At 54.8% G+C, this 16,433-nt stretch carries 15 protein-coding genes; 7 read left to right on the top strand and 8 right to left on the bottom strand.

What is annotated here, in order from left to right; all coding sequences use genetic code 11:
* Window positions 1–35: 35 nt before the first annotated feature.
* Window positions 36–701: a nitroreductase family protein gene (locus MKY74_RS30890; protein ID WP_076177053.1), complete on the bottom strand. Its 666-nt coding sequence runs from the start codon at window positions 699–701 to the stop codon at window positions 36–38.
* A gap of 170 nt (window positions 702–871) precedes the next feature.
* On the opposite strand from MKY74_RS30890, the gene MKY74_RS30885 reads away from it, so the two are divergent.
* Window positions 872–2,221: an aminotransferase-like domain-containing protein gene (locus tag MKY74_RS30885; RefSeq protein ID WP_076177052.1), complete on the top strand. Its 1,350-nt coding sequence runs from the start codon at window positions 872–874 to the stop codon at window positions 2,219–2,221.
* Window positions 2,222–2,317: 96 nt separating this feature from the next.
* Here the strand turns inward: MKY74_RS30885 and MKY74_RS30880 are convergent, their stop codons facing one another.
* On the bottom strand, window positions 2,318–3,064 hold the full coding sequence (locus tag MKY74_RS30880; RefSeq protein ID WP_076177051.1) for a YqcI/YcgG family protein: 747 nt from the start codon (window positions 3,062–3,064) through the stop codon (window positions 2,318–2,320).
* 186 nt (window positions 3,065–3,250) lie between these two features.
* Here MKY74_RS30880 and MKY74_RS30875 point away from each other — a divergent pair, with 186 nt between their 5' ends.
* A complete protein-coding gene (locus MKY74_RS30875; RefSeq protein ID WP_076177050.1) occupies window positions 3,251–4,066 on the top strand; it encodes an AraC family transcriptional regulator in 816 nt (271 codons plus the stop codon).
* A gap of 105 nt (window positions 4,067–4,171) precedes the next feature.
* Here MKY74_RS30875 and MKY74_RS30870 read toward each other — a convergent pair whose 3' ends face one another.
* From MKY74_RS30870 to MKY74_RS30860, 3 genes are all read right to left on the bottom strand, one after another.
* Complete coding sequence (locus tag MKY74_RS30870) at window positions 4,172–4,759, bottom strand: histidine phosphatase family protein (protein WP_076177049.1); 588 nt, start codon at window positions 4,757–4,759, stop codon at window positions 4,172–4,174.
* A gap of 64 nt (window positions 4,760–4,823) precedes the next feature.
* The gene (locus tag MKY74_RS30865) at window positions 4,824–6,236 is read right to left on the bottom strand and encodes a hypothetical protein (RefSeq protein WP_076177048.1); all 1,413 of its coding nucleotides are present in this window, start codon (window positions 6,234–6,236) and stop codon (window positions 4,824–4,826) included.
* A gap of 39 nt (window positions 6,237–6,275) precedes the next feature.
* A complete protein-coding gene (locus tag MKY74_RS30860) occupies window positions 6,276–7,688 on the bottom strand; it encodes an FAD-dependent oxidoreductase (RefSeq protein WP_341013644.1) in 1,413 nt (470 codons plus the stop codon).
* 361 nt (window positions 7,689–8,049) lie between these two features.
* Here MKY74_RS30860 and MKY74_RS30855 point away from each other — a divergent pair, with 361 nt between their 5' ends.
* The 3 genes from MKY74_RS30855 (at window position 8,050) to MKY74_RS30845 (ending at window position 11,629) form a co-directional block, all read left to right on the top strand.
* Entirely contained in the window at window positions 8,050–9,654 is a 1,605-nt protein-coding gene (locus MKY74_RS30855; protein ID WP_244169373.1) for an extracellular solute-binding protein, read from the top strand.
* A 70-nt stretch (window positions 9,655–9,724) separates the two neighbouring features.
* On the top strand, window positions 9,725–10,690 hold the full coding sequence (locus MKY74_RS30850; RefSeq protein ID WP_076173516.1) for an ABC transporter permease: 966 nt from the start codon (window positions 9,725–9,727) through the stop codon (window positions 10,688–10,690).
* Between the two features lie 12 nt (window positions 10,691–10,702).
* Entirely contained in the window at window positions 10,703–11,629 is a 927-nt protein-coding gene (locus tag MKY74_RS30845) for a carbohydrate ABC transporter permease (protein WP_076173517.1), read from the top strand.
* Between the two features lie 133 nt (window positions 11,630–11,762).
* On the opposite strand, the gene MKY74_RS30840 is transcribed toward MKY74_RS30845, so the two are convergent.
* Window positions 11,763–12,683, bottom strand: a complete 921-nt coding sequence (locus MKY74_RS30840) for a LysR family transcriptional regulator (protein WP_076173518.1) — start codon at window positions 12,681–12,683, stop codon at window positions 11,763–11,765.
* A 174-nt stretch (window positions 12,684–12,857) separates the two neighbouring features.
* Here MKY74_RS30840 and MKY74_RS30835 point away from each other — a divergent pair, with 174 nt between their 5' ends.
* Together MKY74_RS30835 and MKY74_RS30830 are read left to right on the top strand one after the other, a co-directional pair.
* Window positions 12,858–13,496 carry an HD domain-containing protein gene (locus MKY74_RS30835; RefSeq protein ID WP_076173519.1) on the top strand — a complete coding sequence of 213 codons (639 nt, stop codon included), beginning with the start codon at window positions 12,858–12,860 and terminating at the stop codon, window positions 13,494–13,496.
* A 158-nt stretch (window positions 13,497–13,654) separates the two neighbouring features.
* Window positions 13,655–14,047, top strand: coding sequence for a hypothetical protein (locus tag MKY74_RS30830; RefSeq protein ID WP_076173520.1), 393 nt, complete (start codon window positions 13,655–13,657; stop codon window positions 14,045–14,047).
* 47 nt (window positions 14,048–14,094) lie between these two features.
* On the opposite strand, the gene MKY74_RS30825 is transcribed toward MKY74_RS30830, so the two are convergent.
* Both MKY74_RS30825 and MKY74_RS30820 read right to left on the bottom strand, forming a co-directional pair.
* Window positions 14,095–15,231 (bottom strand): S1C family serine protease, encoded by a 1,137-nt coding sequence (locus MKY74_RS30825; protein WP_076173521.1) that lies wholly within the window; start codon window positions 15,229–15,231, stop codon window positions 14,095–14,097.
* Window positions 15,232–15,243: 12 nt separating this feature from the next.
* On the bottom strand, window positions 15,244–16,422 hold the full coding sequence (locus tag MKY74_RS30820; protein WP_076173522.1) for an FxLYD domain-containing protein: 1,179 nt from the start codon (window positions 16,420–16,422) through the stop codon (window positions 15,244–15,246).
* Between the last annotated feature and the right edge of the window lie 11 nt (window positions 16,423–16,433).

Here is a 16,433-nt window from a genome sequence, read left to right as displayed (position 1 = left end):
TCCAAATTGTGGTATGATTGGGCTGCCTTACAGTATCAGGCGTTGTCAGGATCAAATCCGTTCCAGACGATCGTTTGCTCCACCGGGAAGCGCTTGGTCGGCCTGGCTGGCTTGACGGCTTTCCCTATCGCGACGAGCAGGACCGGAATATAACGCGGCGGAACGTGAAAGGTTTTGACGAATGCGTCGGCGTCGAAGCCGACCATCGGGCCGGAGTCCAGACCCATCGCTTTGGCGGCGAGCATCAGCTGCATGGCTGCCAGTGAAGCGTTGCGAATCGCTTCGTCGCGCCGGTAGGGTGAGGAGGCGTCCACTGCATAGGCCTTATCGATTTGATCAAACAGGATTCGGGATGAAGCATAGCCAGCGTAAGCATCTTCAGGCCCGCCTTCCATAACAGGTCCATAGACCGCTGCGGCATTCCGGTTAGCCTCGAGGTCGCCGAGCACAGCGACGGTCACGGATGCATCGACGACCTGCCGTTGGCCGTTCGCAGCGTGAAGGAGCTTGTGTTTGGCATCCATGTCGGTAAAGGCGACGAACTTCCAATGCTGCAGATTCCAGGACGAAGGAGCGCTGCCCGCAAGCTCCAGCAGCTGCTTGATTTCTTGTTCACTGATCATGTGTGAGGGATCGAAATATCGCACGGAATGGCGCTCATGGATGACGGTAAGAAAATCGGATTGAACAGTTGATGACATGAACGGGTCAACTCCCTTAATCTGTAGTCAGGATCTTGTTCGCGAACTTGCATCCTTTATACCGCCATGTTATGGCAACGGGCGGTCTGGAACAACCGCATTTTCAGCAAAGTGTACCGTAACAGTTGCGCCGTCTTCTATACATAACGCTATTAGAGTGAGGAAACAAAATGAAAAAATATTTGGATATCCTTGCCGATATCGAACGTAAAATCAGCGAAGGGCAGTTCGAGTCGGGTCAAAAGCTGCCTTCCGTCCGCAATGCGGCGAAGATGTATGGCTGCAGCGTCAGCACGGTTACACGGGCATACACGGAGCTGGAGAGCCGTCACATGATTTACTCCATCTCCCAAAGCGGCTACTACGTTGTGGAGAAACCCGGCAAAGGGCCCGACGCTGCGGAGGGCTGGCAGATCGATTTCGCCTCGGCATCGCCCGATCCGTCGCTGTTTCCGTATTTGGATTTTCGGCACGCCTTGAACCAGGCCTTGGACACGTACAAGAGCCATCTGTTCACCTGCGGCGAAGCCGAAGGACTGAAGAGGCTCCGCCATACGCTCGTTTCCCATTTTGCGGAAGACCAGGTGTTTGCCCAAAAGGAGAGGATCATCGTTTCGGCGGGTGCGAACCAAGCGCTCGAAATATTAGCAAAAATGCCGTTCCCGAATGGGAAGTCCATCATCTTGGTCGAACAGCCCAGTTACGACCTCTTTTTACGGTATCTTGAGGCGGAGGGCATCCCGGTATGCGGAATTTCCCGGACGACCGCGGGAATTGATTTGCAGCAATTGGAGGAGAAGTTCAAACACGGCGGGATCAAATTCTTCTACACCATGTCCAGGTATCACAGCCCGCTAGGGACTTCATTCAGCCGGGAAGAAAGAAAGGCGATTGCCCGGCTGGCCGGCAAATACGACGTTTATGTCGTGGAGGACGATTACATGGCCGATCTGGGAGAAGAGCCGGGAACAGATCCCATTTATGCCTACAGCGGCATGTCACACGTCATATATTTGAAAAGTTTCTCAAAAATAATATTCCCGGGGCTGCGGCTCGGGGCCGCCGTGCTGCCGGAGAAGCTGATGAAGGCGTTCTGCGAATACAAAAGATATGCCGACACCTCGCAGCTGTCCCAGGCAGCGCTTGAAGTCTACATCAAAAGCGGTATGTATGAGCGGCACAAGCGAAAGATACGCAGCCAATATGCTGACCGGATCCGCGAACTGAATAAGGCGGTTTTGCGGCATAACGGTTCAGGCCTGATCGATATCCCCCCTGTGTCCTCGGGATTGTATGTTCCGTTCAAGCTGCCGAAAAAGGCCAATCTGGAACGCCTCGTTGAGCGGCTTGCCGCAAAGAAGATTCTCGTCGTTTCGAGCAAGCGGTTCTATTTATCGGACTATAGGGAGCAGGAGAAGTTTTTAAGAATCAGCATTGCTAGGGCGCAGCCGGAACGGATTGAGGAGGGAGTCCGGGAGATCATCGGAGAAGTAAGCCGGGAGCTCAAATGCCTGGTATGACGTTAAGAAGGAGTGCATTAAGACGGCATGCGGCATTAAAAAAGCAGCAGGGCCGCCCGCACGGGCAGCTGCTGCTTGATCGAGAGCCAAACCGTTCTACTTCCCTGCCCGCTCCGTTATTGCCCGATGGAAGGGGCAGCCGGCCGGCGAGGTGTCGTCATCCCGCAGAAAATACTGCTTGTATTCAAGATTCCCCTGCGATCCGTAAGGCTTTAATTCCGGATGGGCCGGCGCGGTGTCGTATGCGGCAAGGCGTGCACGGATCCGGGGAGCGATCTCAGCCGCTTTTTCAGGATAGGCGTTCCACTGGTCCAGCACCCAGCGCGGCGTCAAAGCCAGCATGAAATAGGGGAAGCTTCGGCTCTGACGGGACGTATGTGCCGGGGTGCCGCAGTAGACGAAATACCGCTCACCATCGTAACAGAACTCCCACAGCGCCTGTTCCGGGTCTTCCGGAATGTCCTCCGGCCACGGCGTACGATCCAAACGGCTGACCTGGTTCAGTAAGTTCCAGAATGCATTTTCATACGCCAGAACCTCTCTAACGTTCTCCTCCGCCTCGAAAAAAACAACCAGGGAGGAGTAATCCCCGAAAGCACGCGAAGCTCTGCCATACTCGGCAATGATCTCTGCGAGCTCCGGCCCTGCCGAACCATCCCAAGGACTGGGCGCAAAACCGAAACGGAGATGACCAAGTGCAAACGCCCGTGTGGCCGGAATGCAGGGGAACCGGGCTTCCCGGTCCGTCATCTTGGCCGCAAACCGCCGGCAGGCGTCTTTCTTCCAGGCTTCCAGAGGAAGCTCTTCATTTTCGATGTCCGTATACTGCAGCAAAAGCGGCATGAACAGCCCTCCTTTTACCTACAGCATACGCCCAGGGGCAAAAGGGTGACTGTGCAGAAGCCCATGCGTTAGCCCCCTGCCCATCATATTGGTCCCGGTCGTTATCGGGCCAAAATAAAGATTGAACGCCCCGCTGCAATCCATTTACAATGAAACTATCTTCCAGGCCAAAGGAACGATGCATAGATGACGACAACAACCTTGTGGAATCAAACGCTGCATCTGGTTTCTCATGCATATTTCGAGCGTAAGGAAAGGTTTGAAATGGATGTGGATTGTTACTCCGTCTGGGTGCTGTTTGCCGTGGAATCGGGCAAATTTTATTACCGGATCGGGGAGGAACGAGGGGAGGCGGGGGCCGGAGACCTGGTGTACTGCCCGCCGGGGTTCACCTTTGAACGGGAGATGGTGTCTCCGCTTGCGCTTCACTACATCGGCTTTGAAATGGTGGGGGAGGAGCGGACGGGGCCCGTCCCGTCGCTGCCGACGTTTTTGTCGCGCCCGCTTGACAACAAACGCCTCGTTTCCAATTTTGCCTATTTGCGAAAGCTGCATTTAGCGACAGAACCGCGGCATGTGCTGCGCAAGGACATGATCATGAACGACATCTGGCAGCTCGCCTGCGAGGTGTGGGAAAGAGAGCATCTTCATGATGAGCAGCAGCTGCTGGCCGACTCGGACGATGTGCTGATGAACCGTGCGGCCGAATGGATCTACCAGAACGCGTACACCCCGTTCAGCATGAGGGAGCTGTCGGATTCGCTGAACCTCAGTCCCGTCCAGTTTACGCGCCGGTTCCGGAAGTCGTTCCGGATCGCTCCTTCGGACTTTGTCCGGTCTTTGCGCATCAGTAAAGTGGCCGAGCTGCTGCTGGATACCGATATGACGCTGGACCAGATTGCCACCTGCTGCGGATATGAGAACGGCTTGTATCTAAGCCGGGTGTTCTCCAAAAATATGGGCATGAGCCCATCCAAATACCGCGAGCTGAACCGGCTGTAACGGTCTCTGGTGTCCTTTGTGGGGGAAGACAGAGCAAGGCGCAGGCGTCCGGTCGATTTCGCATGCCGGTGATGACAGGCGCCCCGCTGTCCGCGTCCCGGTCTGCTAGCTCTCGGTCACTTCCAAATGCTTGATGCAGTCGTAGAGCGAATAGGTCCAGGCAGTGTCATTCAGAACGATGGTCGTAACGGAAGTATTGCGCAGCTTGACGCCCGTCGACTCATCCTGCATCAGTTCTTTTAAGGTTTGCCCCAGAAAATAGCCGTGCGTGACGGCGAGAATTTTTTGTCCCGGAAATCTGGCGGCCATCTCTTCCACAAAGCTTCGGCCGCGGGCCCGCATCATCTCATCCGTTTCCTGCTCCATGTCCAGCTCGTGCCAACGGGCTCCCCAGCGCTGGACCCTTTCCGCTTCGGTCGTATCGGCGATCTTGCCGCGGTCCATCTCGCGCAGGCGCACGTCGTAGAAATCGACCGGCTTCTTGATTTCGGCCGCGATGATGTCGGCCGTCTCCCGGGCGCGCCGCAGGTCGCTTGAGATAAACAGATCCCAATGCTCCCCGGCCAGCCGCTTGGCTACGAGCGCAGCCTGCATTCTTCCGGTTTCGTTCAGCGGATTTTGCGTATGCCCCTGCGCCCTGTTCTCGATATTATGATCGGTTATTCCATGCCTGACAAACGTAATTGATGTCACCCGATTTGTCCTCCTAAGCTTTTCTCCGATTGTAACCCAGCCCTACCAGGAATGAATCTAACACTTAGCGGTTTACGCCGCTTGCCGCGGCTTCCAGAATGGAAGAGACCGGCACCGTTTCCCCTTTTACCGGAAAATACGGCTTTACGCCCCGGGTGTCCTGCGATACCGGGAACCGGCTGTGCAGCGTAATGACGGTTTTCGGCGCAATGCTGCCGATCAGGCTGGCGAGCGCCTCGGGATGGGCGTGTCCGCCATTGGACAGGGAATGGCCGGTAATCGCGTAGGCGTTCAGAAACTTGGATACGGCAGCATGCTCGATTTTGACGCTGTAGTCCGACTGAATAAAATGCGATTGACCCTGCGGGCCTCCCAGCGTCTCCAATTCAATCATATGCGCAAGGTCCGGAAATTTGAAGAAATACACTATTTCTGGCTTGCGCTCGGCGACTTCTTCCAAAGAGACGGCAGGGTACGGCACCTCAATGCCATCAGCCATGGTAGTATCGATGACTTGAACGGGAACGTCAAGCGCCGGATGTCCATGGAGCACCTGCAAGCCTTCCCGGTTCGCCGTATGCCAGACGGCGGCAAGCGACGCCTCCATCACGATGCTTTTTCCTTGGTCTGCGGCGATCGCGATCATGTCGGCCATCCGCTCTAAATCCCGCGGCGACATCTGCAGATACACCAGCCCTTCCGCTTCGCGAACGATCTCCGCGAACGAGGCAAGCAGCGCCTCCTCCGTGATCTGCAGCGGAACGGTGGAGGGGTCGGATGTAAGGCGCGTCCCTTCCGTAATGAGCACGTCGATCGGTTTGCTGTGGCACAGCCGGATGAAACGGTCGATCTTATCCGGATGCTTGCCCTGCCGGCGCCAGTCCCCCGTATACGCAATTCTATGGGTGCCGTCATCGATGATGATGCCGGATGCGCCGGTCGCATTGTGATCCATCTCGACGACCTGCATCGTGAACTCTCCGAAATCGACCACGGTCAGGTCGTCACAGGTTGTTATCTTGGCCCCGGTATCCTTGCTGTGCCGGCCCGCCACCATGCCGCGGAACAAGGAATACGAATCATGGCTCATATATACGGGGAGATCCGGATGGGCAAAGGGAAGCAGCGCCATATGGTCCGTATGCATATGTCCAATATAGAGGTGAATCCGGTCGTAGTCCGGAAATTCCCGGTTTTCCCAGACCCGCCGAACCGCGGCCCAATCCAGGCCTTCCATCTGCTGAGCATCGTACAGCTCCGGCAGCGGGGCGGTCATGCCGCCCAGCAAAAACTGGCGCAGCTCGCGCCCGGGTGTCGCATTCACCGGCTCAAACAGCGTTACTTGGGTCGGAAACAGCAGACTGCTGTGCTCGACGCCAAAGTCGAACAACAGCCCCTGTTTTCCTTTGCCGTACAGAACCTGCACGCCTCCTGATTTGCCTACTCCGCCAAAAAAAGTCAATTGTGCCTCCTGCAACGTAATCGCCTCCTGTGTGGATATAAGCTCACTACATCATTAACTTGTCGTCCCGTTTGCCTCGCCAACGTCTTCCAGCGAAAGGATGGCGCCATGCTCCCTGAGCTTTTGCCGGATGATCCGGACATCGACATCCTCCGGCGGGATTTGCTGCTTCACAGCCAGAGCGGCGCCGATGCCCACGCCTTCGCCGACGGCCATGCAGGTAGGCATGACCCGGGAAGAGCCGAAGACGACGGGGTCGACGCTGATGCAGCGGCCGCTGAGCATCAGCCGTTTCACGTCCTTGGCGATCGTTGCCCCGTACGTGATGCCATAGGGGCCGGCCAGCGACCGGATAACGGTCGAGTCGCCTGAACCGCTGTGAATGTCGATAATATACGAGCCGAGCGCGATCGTGTCATCCGGAATGACGCCGTTTACGGCCGCCTCTTCGCGGATCATCTGCTTGCCTATGATCCGCCTCGTTTCACGGATGCCCAGAAACGGGGCAATCGAGGACAAATAGATGTGCTCAAACCCCGGGATGTGCTCGCGCAGCATGTCGATCAGGGGAAGGATCTGCAGATGCGATTCGATCTCGCCCCGGCTTAGCTCCTCGACCTTTGTCCCATCAAAATTCAGGATGCGGATGCAGTTCAGGGCAATGTACCCCTCCCTAGGCAGATTGATATAGATGATCGTATCGCGGCTGATCGGGCATTTGCCTTCCTGCCTGAGCCTGGAAACCGTATTTTTCAAGCCGACGAACACGTGATTTTCGCTGGCCCGCAGAAACTCCGCCGTATAGCCGGGGCGGATCTTCATCGAAGATCCGTGCCGGAGCTCCTCCGGATGCTCCCCGAGGAAATCCATAAACCGTTCGAGATCAAAGCCGCCGACGGTAAACATAAGGGTAGGCGGCTGAGTTTCCCCGTTCGCGTATTGCCCTTTCTCAAACGAGGCGCCCGCCATATAAGCGACGTCGCCGTCCCCGGTCGCATCGATGAAGACATCGGCGAAGACCTCGATTTCCCTGCCTTTTCCCTTTAAGAGAACGGATTTCAGCTCACCATCCTCCACGTTTGTTCCGATGATTTCGCAGTGCAGCAGGGGCTGTACCCCATACTGTTTGATTTTTTCAAAAATGACGATTTTCATCAAGCTGGGATCAATGACGGTCGTCGAATTGTGCAGCGGGCATTCCCGGTGTCCGAAGGAACCGCCAAGCAGGGTCAAACGGTCGACGATTTCCTGCGGCAGGCCGCGGGTAACCTGGCGTCCCTGGGCATCCAGGAAGGCCAGCAAAGGCAGTCCGATCGTCATGTTTCCGCCCAGGAAGCCCTGCCGGTCCACAATCATGGTCTGCGCTCCCTCCCGTGCGGCTGCAATGGCTGCCCCGACGCCCCCGGCCCCGCCCCCAAGGACAAGCACCTGTGTTCTGATAACTTCGCGTTGCAATTGGCTTTCCATATAACCCCTACTTTCTCATTGAATCTCCGCGGATGGACACAGCCCACTAAGCCGTGCACCGCTTAAGAAGCGTGAATTGGTTTTCATTATACGAGGGGCAAAGATGCATGAACATGCAGTAATCCTTCATTGGGGATGCACTTTGTTTCAGGGGTGGGAAGGAGAGGTGACAACATTCGGGATGCTTCTCCAAAACTTGACGTTCCGCCAACAAGGCCCTGACTTGGCTGAAACAAAATACATGTACAGTAAAAGAGCGTGCATGGACTCATCCGAGCGGAGGTTGCTAACATGTGGGTGAAAGCTTTCCAACATGTTGTTCATGTCAAAACAAGCCTTGAGGAGGAATACGATCGTGAACATGCGTAACAAACGTGCAGGTTCCATGGCGGCCGTGTTAAGCGCCATCCTGCTGCTGGCGGGCTGTTCCGGGGGCGGCGATTCGAAGGGCGCGTCCGCGGGCTTCCATGAGACGGGGCTGCCGATTGTCGATAAGCCGATATCCCTGACCATTGCCGGTACTTACGATGAACGAACGGGAACGAATTGGAATGAGCTTGAGACGATTAAGGAAATCAACGAAGGGACCAATGTTCAGATTAAGTGGAACCTCAGCCCGGGCACCGATTGGGCGACAAAGCGCAACCTGATTATCGCCAGCGGCGATCTTCCCGACGTGCTGCTGGAGCTCAGCAGCTCGCAGGTCGTGACGGGAGGCGCAGACGGCATGTTTATTCCGCTGGAGGAACTCATCGGGAAATACGCGCCGAATTTGACGGATTTTCTGAACAAATACCCGGAAGTACGGCAGGCGATCACAGCTCCGGATGGGCATATATACTCCCTGCCGATGGCCAACATGTCGGAGTATAAGCATGCCGACGGCAATACGCTGTGGGTGAACAAGGAATGGCTGAAGAAGGCCGGCTTGGAAATGCCGAGGACGACGGAGGAGCTCACGAAGGCACTCGAGGCATTCAAAACGATGGACATGGACGGAGACGGCAATCCGAATAACGAAATTCCGCTGACCGGCGTCTTCGGCGACTCGCAGTATGGGTTCGGCTACCTGTTCGGATCCTTCAATACGATCGACGAAACCTTTATCGTGCAGGATGACAAGGTGGTATTCGTCAGAGCGACGGAAGAGTTCAAAAATACGGTCAAGTACCTGCACTCGCTGTATGAAAAAGGGCTGATCGATCCGGACAGCATGACGCAAAACTCCACCCAGCTGATCGCCAAAGTATCCTCCGGCAAAAAAGCGTCTGTTGGAGCATTCTTCGCCTGGAGCGCCGACCAGATCACCAATGCGGACTACCGGTGGGATTACGGTTCGCCGATGATCCCGCTCGCCGGGCCGGACGGCTCCCAGATCACCCCGCGCAACAATTTGCAGATGACCCCGGGCATGTTCGTCATCACGAAGGTCAACCCGTACCCCGAGGCGACGATGAGATGGGTCGACCGGGCTTACGAGCCGGAAATGTCCATGAAGCTTCGCGAAGGCCCGAACCGTCTGAAGAAGCTGGCTGACGGCACGTATGACACCATCCCGAATCCGGACAACTATACGGCCGGCGAATGGAAGGTCAAAGAGACGCCTTACAATGACTTCGTCTACGGCTTCTCGCAGGAAATGCGCGACAAGCAGATTCTGCCGAAAGCGGAGCCCGGGCAGCTGGATCCCGATTTTGACGAGTGGTACGAAGCTCTGGTTCCTTACATGAAGCCATGGGTGTACCCGAATATTATGTTCACGGACGCGCAGTACAAGAGCATCGAGCAGTATCAGACGGATATTAAAACGTACACGGATAAAATGGAAGCCCAATGGATCGCCAAAGGCGGCATCGACGAAGAGTGGAATACGTACCTGGAGACGCTGAACAAAATGGGGCTGAGCGATTATACGAAGGTGTACCAGGACGGTTACGATACGAATAAAGCGAACCTGGCCAAATAGAAAACTGCCCCCAACATCCGTTAGCGAGCTGGTTTCCGGCCCCGCGTAACGTAAAGGACGGTTGATAACGATGAACACCAAAATCGAAAGGACGGCGCTCGCGCAGCTGGAGAAGCCCGCGAAACCGAGGGCCGCTTCGCTGTGGCAGCGGGTCATCCGCAACTGGCAGCTCTACGTGCTGCTGCTGCCGCTTTTGCTGCATTTCGCGATATTTCAGTACGCGCCCATGTACGGTCTTCAGATCGCTTTTAAAAATTTTCGCGCCATAGACGGGATTTGGGGGAGCCCCTGGGTGGGGTTCGAGCATTTCGAGCGCTTCTTCCGGTCCTATCAATTCTGGAATACGCTCAAAAATACGCTGCTGATCAATCTGTACGACCTGGTCTTTGCCTTCCCGATCGCGGTCGTGTTCGCGCTCATGCTGAATCAGGTCGCCCGGCTCCGCTTCAAGAAATGGGTTCAGACCATTACTTACGCCCCGCACTTTATTTCGACCGTCGTATTGGTCGGCATGCTGTACATTTTCTTGAATCCGCGGACAGGGATGATCAACCATTGGATCGACCTCTTCGGCGGGGAACGGATCAATTTTTTCGGCGAAGCGGCCTGGTTCAAACCGATGTACGTCATCTCGGAGATTTGGCAAACGACGGGCTGGAGCGCGATCATCTATTTGGCCGCCCTGACGTCCGTCGATCCGCAGCTTCATGAAGCTGCGATTATGGACGGGGCCAATAAATTCCAAAGGGTGCGCCATATCGACGTGCCTACGATCATGCCTGTCATTATGATCATGCTCATTCTCAAAATGGGGCACTTTGCTTCCCTGGGCTTCTCGAAAGTGCTGCTGATGCAGAACTCCTTGAATATCGATTCGTCGGAAGTGATTCAAACCTATGTGTACAAGACCGGCTTGGTCGGCGCGCAGTACAGCTACTCGGCGGCGATCGGCCTGTTCGACAACCTCATCAATTTTACCCTGCTGCTGACGATGAACCAGCTCGCCAAAAAATTGAAGCAGCAAAGCTTGTTCTAGGAGGGAGCGCTCATGGCTAAAACGGATGCATTCGACCATACCGCAAGGATTGCCCGTTCCCGTGCCGACAAAGTGTTTGACCTGTGCAACTATACGATACTGTCCGTTATTCTGCTGATTGTCCTGTATCCTTTGTATTTCATCGTCATTTCCTCGTTCAGCGAACCGACAGCCGTCAATTCCGGGAACGTCAGCCTTTGGCCCAAAGGGTTTACGCTGGAAGGCTACCGCATCATTCTGCAGAACCACGACGTATGGAGAGGTTATGCGAATACGTTCCTGTACACGGTGATGGACGTCGCTTTAAGCTTAGCGATCATGATCCCGGGCGGCTACGCCCTGTCGCGCAAGGAGCTGGACGGGCGGAATGTGTTTATGGTGCTGATCGTCTTTACGATGTTTTTCAGCGGGGGCATGATCCCAACCTATATGGTGGTCAAAAATTTGGGCATGGTCGACACGATCTGGGCGCTGTTTGTGCCCACAGCCGCATCGGCGTATTACGTCATCGTGGTGCGGACGTTTTTCCAAAATACGCTGCCGGAAGAAATGCTGGAATCGGCCAAGGTCGACGGCTGCTCGACCTTCCGCTTCTTCTTCAGCATGGTCATTCCGCTGTCGGCGCCCATCATTGCGGTCATGGCGCTGTTTACCGCGGTATCCCAGTGGAACTCCTTTTTCAGCGCGCTGATTTATCTGCACGATGCGGATCTGTATCCCCTGCAGTTAATCCTGCGCAGCATCCTGATTTCCAGCCAGATGTCGGCCCACGGAACCGATGCCGTCGTGGACCCGGAAACGATCGTGGAAGCCCAGCGGTACGCGGAACTCATCAAGTATGCTCTCATCATGGTCGCCAGCGTTCCGGTACTGGCACTCTATCCCTTCCTGCAGCGTTTCTTTGTGAAAGGGATGATGATCGGTTCGGTCAAAGGGTAAACCTAACAACGAACTGCCGCGAAGTTGAAGTGCACCTCCAACGGTTAGCCGATGTCGAACCATTGGGGGTACCGTTCAAATGCGGCAGTTTTCGTGTTGGACGGAAAAAGATTAGCGCGATCACGAGCGGGCTCTAGCTCTCCAACACCGCATGGGGGACCGGATTGCCTAACTTGTTATTTTCCACAAATTGCTGAAGAAGGGAAATAAACGCCCGGGCCGCGTGGCTCAAAAATTTATCCTTATTCATAATGATGACGATCTGCCGGTATAAGGTGGGATTGACGATAGGGATTGCGGATATCGCACCGTCACGGTTCAGATCGATCAGCGATTTGGATAAGATGCTGACGCCGGCACCCGATTTAACCAAATTGAAGATGGTGCTGATGGAATTGGTTTCGACGAAGGGGCTCATCTGTTTGCCGGTCATGCGGCAGGTCGCGTCCACTAGCTGGCGGCACTTGTGGTTCTCGGGAAGCAGGATCAGCGGCAGCCGGTCCACTTCGGTAAAGCCAATCTCTTTTCGCTGGGCAAGCTCATGGCTGGAGGAGACGGTTAAATAAAACTGTTCGAAGTATAAAGGGATTTTGTCCAGCCGGTCATCGTCGACGGGCAGAATGGTCACGGCCGCATCGAGTTCATTATTCAGTACCTTCTCCGTAACGTTTCCGGATTCAACGATTTTGACCGTAACGTTCGGATATTTCTGGTTGAAATCGACTAGAAGCGAGGACACCAAATGATTTAACTCCCCGGGGGGAGAGCCGATGGCGAGCGTTCCGCGATCTCCGCTTTGCAGCTCGTTCATTTGGTCCTTTGCGCTTTGGAGGGCGTTGAAAATGACAGCCGTATGCGACTTCAGGATCTTCCCCGCCTCGGTCAACGCGATTTTCTTCCCGATTCGGTCAAAAAGAGGGGTGCCGATTTCGTCTTCAAGCGACTTGATCTGATGGCTCAGCGTAGGCTGGGTCACATTTAATTTATCTGCGGCCCGCGTGAAGTGGAGCTCCTCGCAAATCGCTTGGAAATATTCCAATTGCCGTATCTCCATGATTCGTTTCCTCCCGAGGTGTAGGATGGCATGATGAGTGTTTGAATGCTATGAGCGTCCGAATGATGTGGTTTATCTATTATTATTATAGAAATCATAACATTGATCTATCGTATACTGCATTTTACAATAAGGGCATCAACAACACAATCCTTTTTTGCGAGGTGTATGACAATGTCCTTATTGATCGGTCATGTAAAAATCCCGGACAGCGCATTAGCCAGACAGGCTGCCGAGCTGCTCCGGGATCATGGGGATGATTTGCTGTGGAACCATTCTCATCGGGTATATCTGTTTGGTGCCGTACAGGGGGAGCAGACTGGAATAACGTATGATGCCGAGCTGCTGTATATTAGTGCTTTGTTCCATGATTTGGGATTAATCAATCATTTCAGCAGTCCTGACAAGCGGTTTGAGGTTGACGGGGCCAATGCGGCAAGAAAGTTTTTGGAATCGCATCAGGTTCCGGAAGAGTCGATCCGGCGCGTCTGGGATGCCGTCGCCCTGCACACGACGATCGGCATTGCGCAGTATAAGGAGCCGGAAGTTGCGCTGATTTATTCAGGTGTCGGTTATGATGTCATGGGAGAAAATTTTGATGTGATTACGCCGGAGATTCGTGAGCAAATTGTAACGGCTTTCCCGCGGAACCAGTTTAAAAGCAAGATTCTGAACGCTTTTCTGGAAGGCTTCAAGCATAAGCCGGAAACGACATTCGGCAACATCAAATCGGATGTATGCGAACGGCTGCTGCCAGGATACAAACGTCCGAACTTCTGTGATTTGGTTCTTCACTCGCATTGGGACGAGTAAGTGGATACACTTGCCTTTCCGAAAAAAAACCCGATGCCTTGCGGCATCGGTTTTTCATGCATTAGCCTTTTTCAGTTTAATTGAAGGTTTACGCCAACTACTCCGATTTTACCGCGTTCTATTTATATACTTCATTAGAATGGCGGGGAGGGATTTCAATGAAGAAGGTGCTCATTGGCTTATGGGTCATTACTCTTGCGATGTTATCCGGATGTCTAAGTCATCCTTCCGTGATTCAATTTACTGGCGAAAGTAAAACCTGGTCTGCAAGCTATACAATTACCAAAATGAATCGAGAAGATCATATGGAGCGGTTCCAAATCCGGTACAAAGGGAAAGACCCGGCTAACGTGGGGAGAGTGAAATATAAATTCACCGGCACAACGATGGGTGGGAGCGGGGAACAAAAATTGTCAGGGAACAGAGACATCGTTAGCGGATCCGGAGGCAACGGCGCTATTCCGCTGGAGGACTCAACCATTCAAGTTACCGTCGAGTGGAAAGGCCACAAGGAAGAGATGGAGCTTTCGACCGGCGATTCCCGTAAATAATAAGCCCCTATCCACAAGGGACAGGAGCTGTTCCAGGGAGGAGAAACTTAAAGCTTCTTCCCTTTGCCGTGCAATATTTTCAATTCTCCGTTCTCATATCCGACCGAATAGCTCATCCGGTAACCTTGATAGACGGTGCCGCTCTTACGCCGCTCCTCAGCCGTAATATCCACGCTGACCAATGCGCCGTCGTCCTGCTCTTCAAGCGTCAAGGAGCCTAGCGTTATATCACCGGTATTCAAATATCCCGCCCGGAAATCCTCGTAACTGATCCCGCTCTGCCATTCGCTGCCGAGCAGGGAATACGCCGTGACGTAATCGCCGTTATTCAGGCTTTGATAGAAGAAAGCGACAATGTCCCGCTCGTCCGCGACCGTTCCGTCGCTGTCCGTACCGTACTCATCTCCGCCGTCCCCAGCCGGAAGCTCGGTCATCGGGGTCTTGGACCATTCCCTGGCCTGCTGAAGAATGCTGGAGATCGGAATGCTGAACCCGATTCCCGGTTCCTCGGACACAGCCGCCGAGTTGATACCCAGCACTTCACCCGTTTCTGCATTGACCAGCGGTCCGCCGCTGTTGCCGTGGGTAATCGGCGCAGAGATTTGGTACAGATTGCTGTAGGTGTACGGATCAATATCGAAGCTGCGGCCGAGTCCGCTGATAATCCCCGTCGTTACCGTATTTTCCAGACCCAAAGGGCTGCCGAGCGCGAGGATTTCGTCCCCGACCTCCGCCTTGTAGCCTTCGGCTACGGGAAGCGGGGCGAGCTTCTTAAGTTCAGGCACGCGAACGACCGCAACATCCGTATCGGTTCCGATCCCGATGACAGTTCCTTTATATTCTTCGTGATTCAGCGTCCGCACCGTTACCTGCTGTGACCCGGTTACGACATGGGCGTTGGTTAACAGGTCACCTTGATCGTTATACAGAAATCCGGAGCCGAGTCCGTCTCCGCTTTCGATCGTGACGACCCGTTTCTGGCTGTTCTCGATAATCTCCTTGCGCGTCTTTTTCTCCTTTGGCACCGCTGCTGCAGTGGTTGTCTTGGCTGCCGTTTGCACCGCGAGCAGCGGCGCCCCACCAAGTTCGTTCTCGGCCGTCCTGTGAATGAAATACGTCCCGCCGCCTCCCAAGCCGAGGATGATCAGGGAGGCCAGTGCGCTGATCCAAATGCCTTTACTCATATTCCCTGCCCCCTATTCCAAATACCAGGATGCGTTATCAACCGAGACTTCCGCTTGTTCGTAGACCCCATAGTAAGATGTCGAGAAGCTCCCTGATTCCCCTGGTTCCAGTCTGAACGGGGAAACGTTGGCATAAGCATCGCCTATGTAGGCACCGGAGAAGCTGCTGTAAATATGGAGGTAAACGCTGACCGAATAGATCGGGCGGGTCGCGGTGTTCGTGACCGTCCCGGAAATGGTCAGATCGCCGTAATCGTCCAGCACGGCCGTAACGCCGGATACATCAACGGCCGCGGTCCGGTTGTTCAATTCTTCTTCGGCGGCCTTCTGCTGGGCCAGCTGAATACGCTTCGCTTCAGCCTCCTCAAACTCCCGCTTCGCTTCCGAAATCTGCTTCCGGTACGACGTCAGCTTCGGATTGTCCGCAGCGTAGGACAGCCCGTTGTCCACCGCTTCCAGCGCTCCGGCAAAATCCTTTTTCCGCAGCTTCTCTTCGGCTGACGAATAACTGATTCCGGCGATTTTGTTAATAATCTGCGCTTTGACGGCCGCCGCTTCCTGGCCGCTGAGGCCGCGGACCGTATCGAGCTTGTCGGCCAGCGCATCAACTGTGGTCAGCTTGTCCAGCTGGCCTTTGATGCGAAGCACCGTCAGCATGACCTGATCCGCCGCCAGCGATTTCTGAAGCGGCGCGAACAGCGGCTCCTGCCGCTTGCCGATCATTTCCGCGATTTGCTTCAGCGCTTTTTCCCCTTCATCCAGCTTCTTGGCCTTAAGCTGTGCCGAAGCACCGTCGAGTTGATTTTTTAGCTGAGCGGCCTTGGCCGCAAGCTCCCGGTCCCGGGTCAGTGCGGCGAAGCGCGGCCGTTGTTCTTCGGCCCGTTCCAGCAGCTGGACCGCCTCCGAATACCTTCCGGCCAACGCCTCTTTCTTGGCTTGCTGCTGAAGCGCCGTCACTTCCTGGTTTACGGACTGCTCATACTTGTAATAGAGTGTAAGACCCAGGGCAACCACTCCGGCAAGCATAATAGGGATGATCCACTGGAATACCCGGCCGCTTTCCCCCTTGGTGACGGCCGCCTGTGCCGGGCGCTGATCATCTCCCGGCTTGCCTGCCGCAGCTTGAGGCAGCCGGATGGCCTCAGTGCCTGCGGCTACCTCAAGAACGGCCTGCCGTACTTCTTCCGTCAATAATCTTGCTC

It is taken from the genome of Paenibacillus sp. FSL R5-0378 (genome assembly GCF_038009285.1).
Taxonomy (GTDB): domain Bacteria; phylum Bacillota; class Bacilli; order Paenibacillales; family Paenibacillaceae; genus Paenibacillus_AQ; species Paenibacillus_AQ favisporus.
Note: the sequence above shows the minus strand (reverse complement) of the source record. Positions and strands in the feature narration are given on the sequence as shown.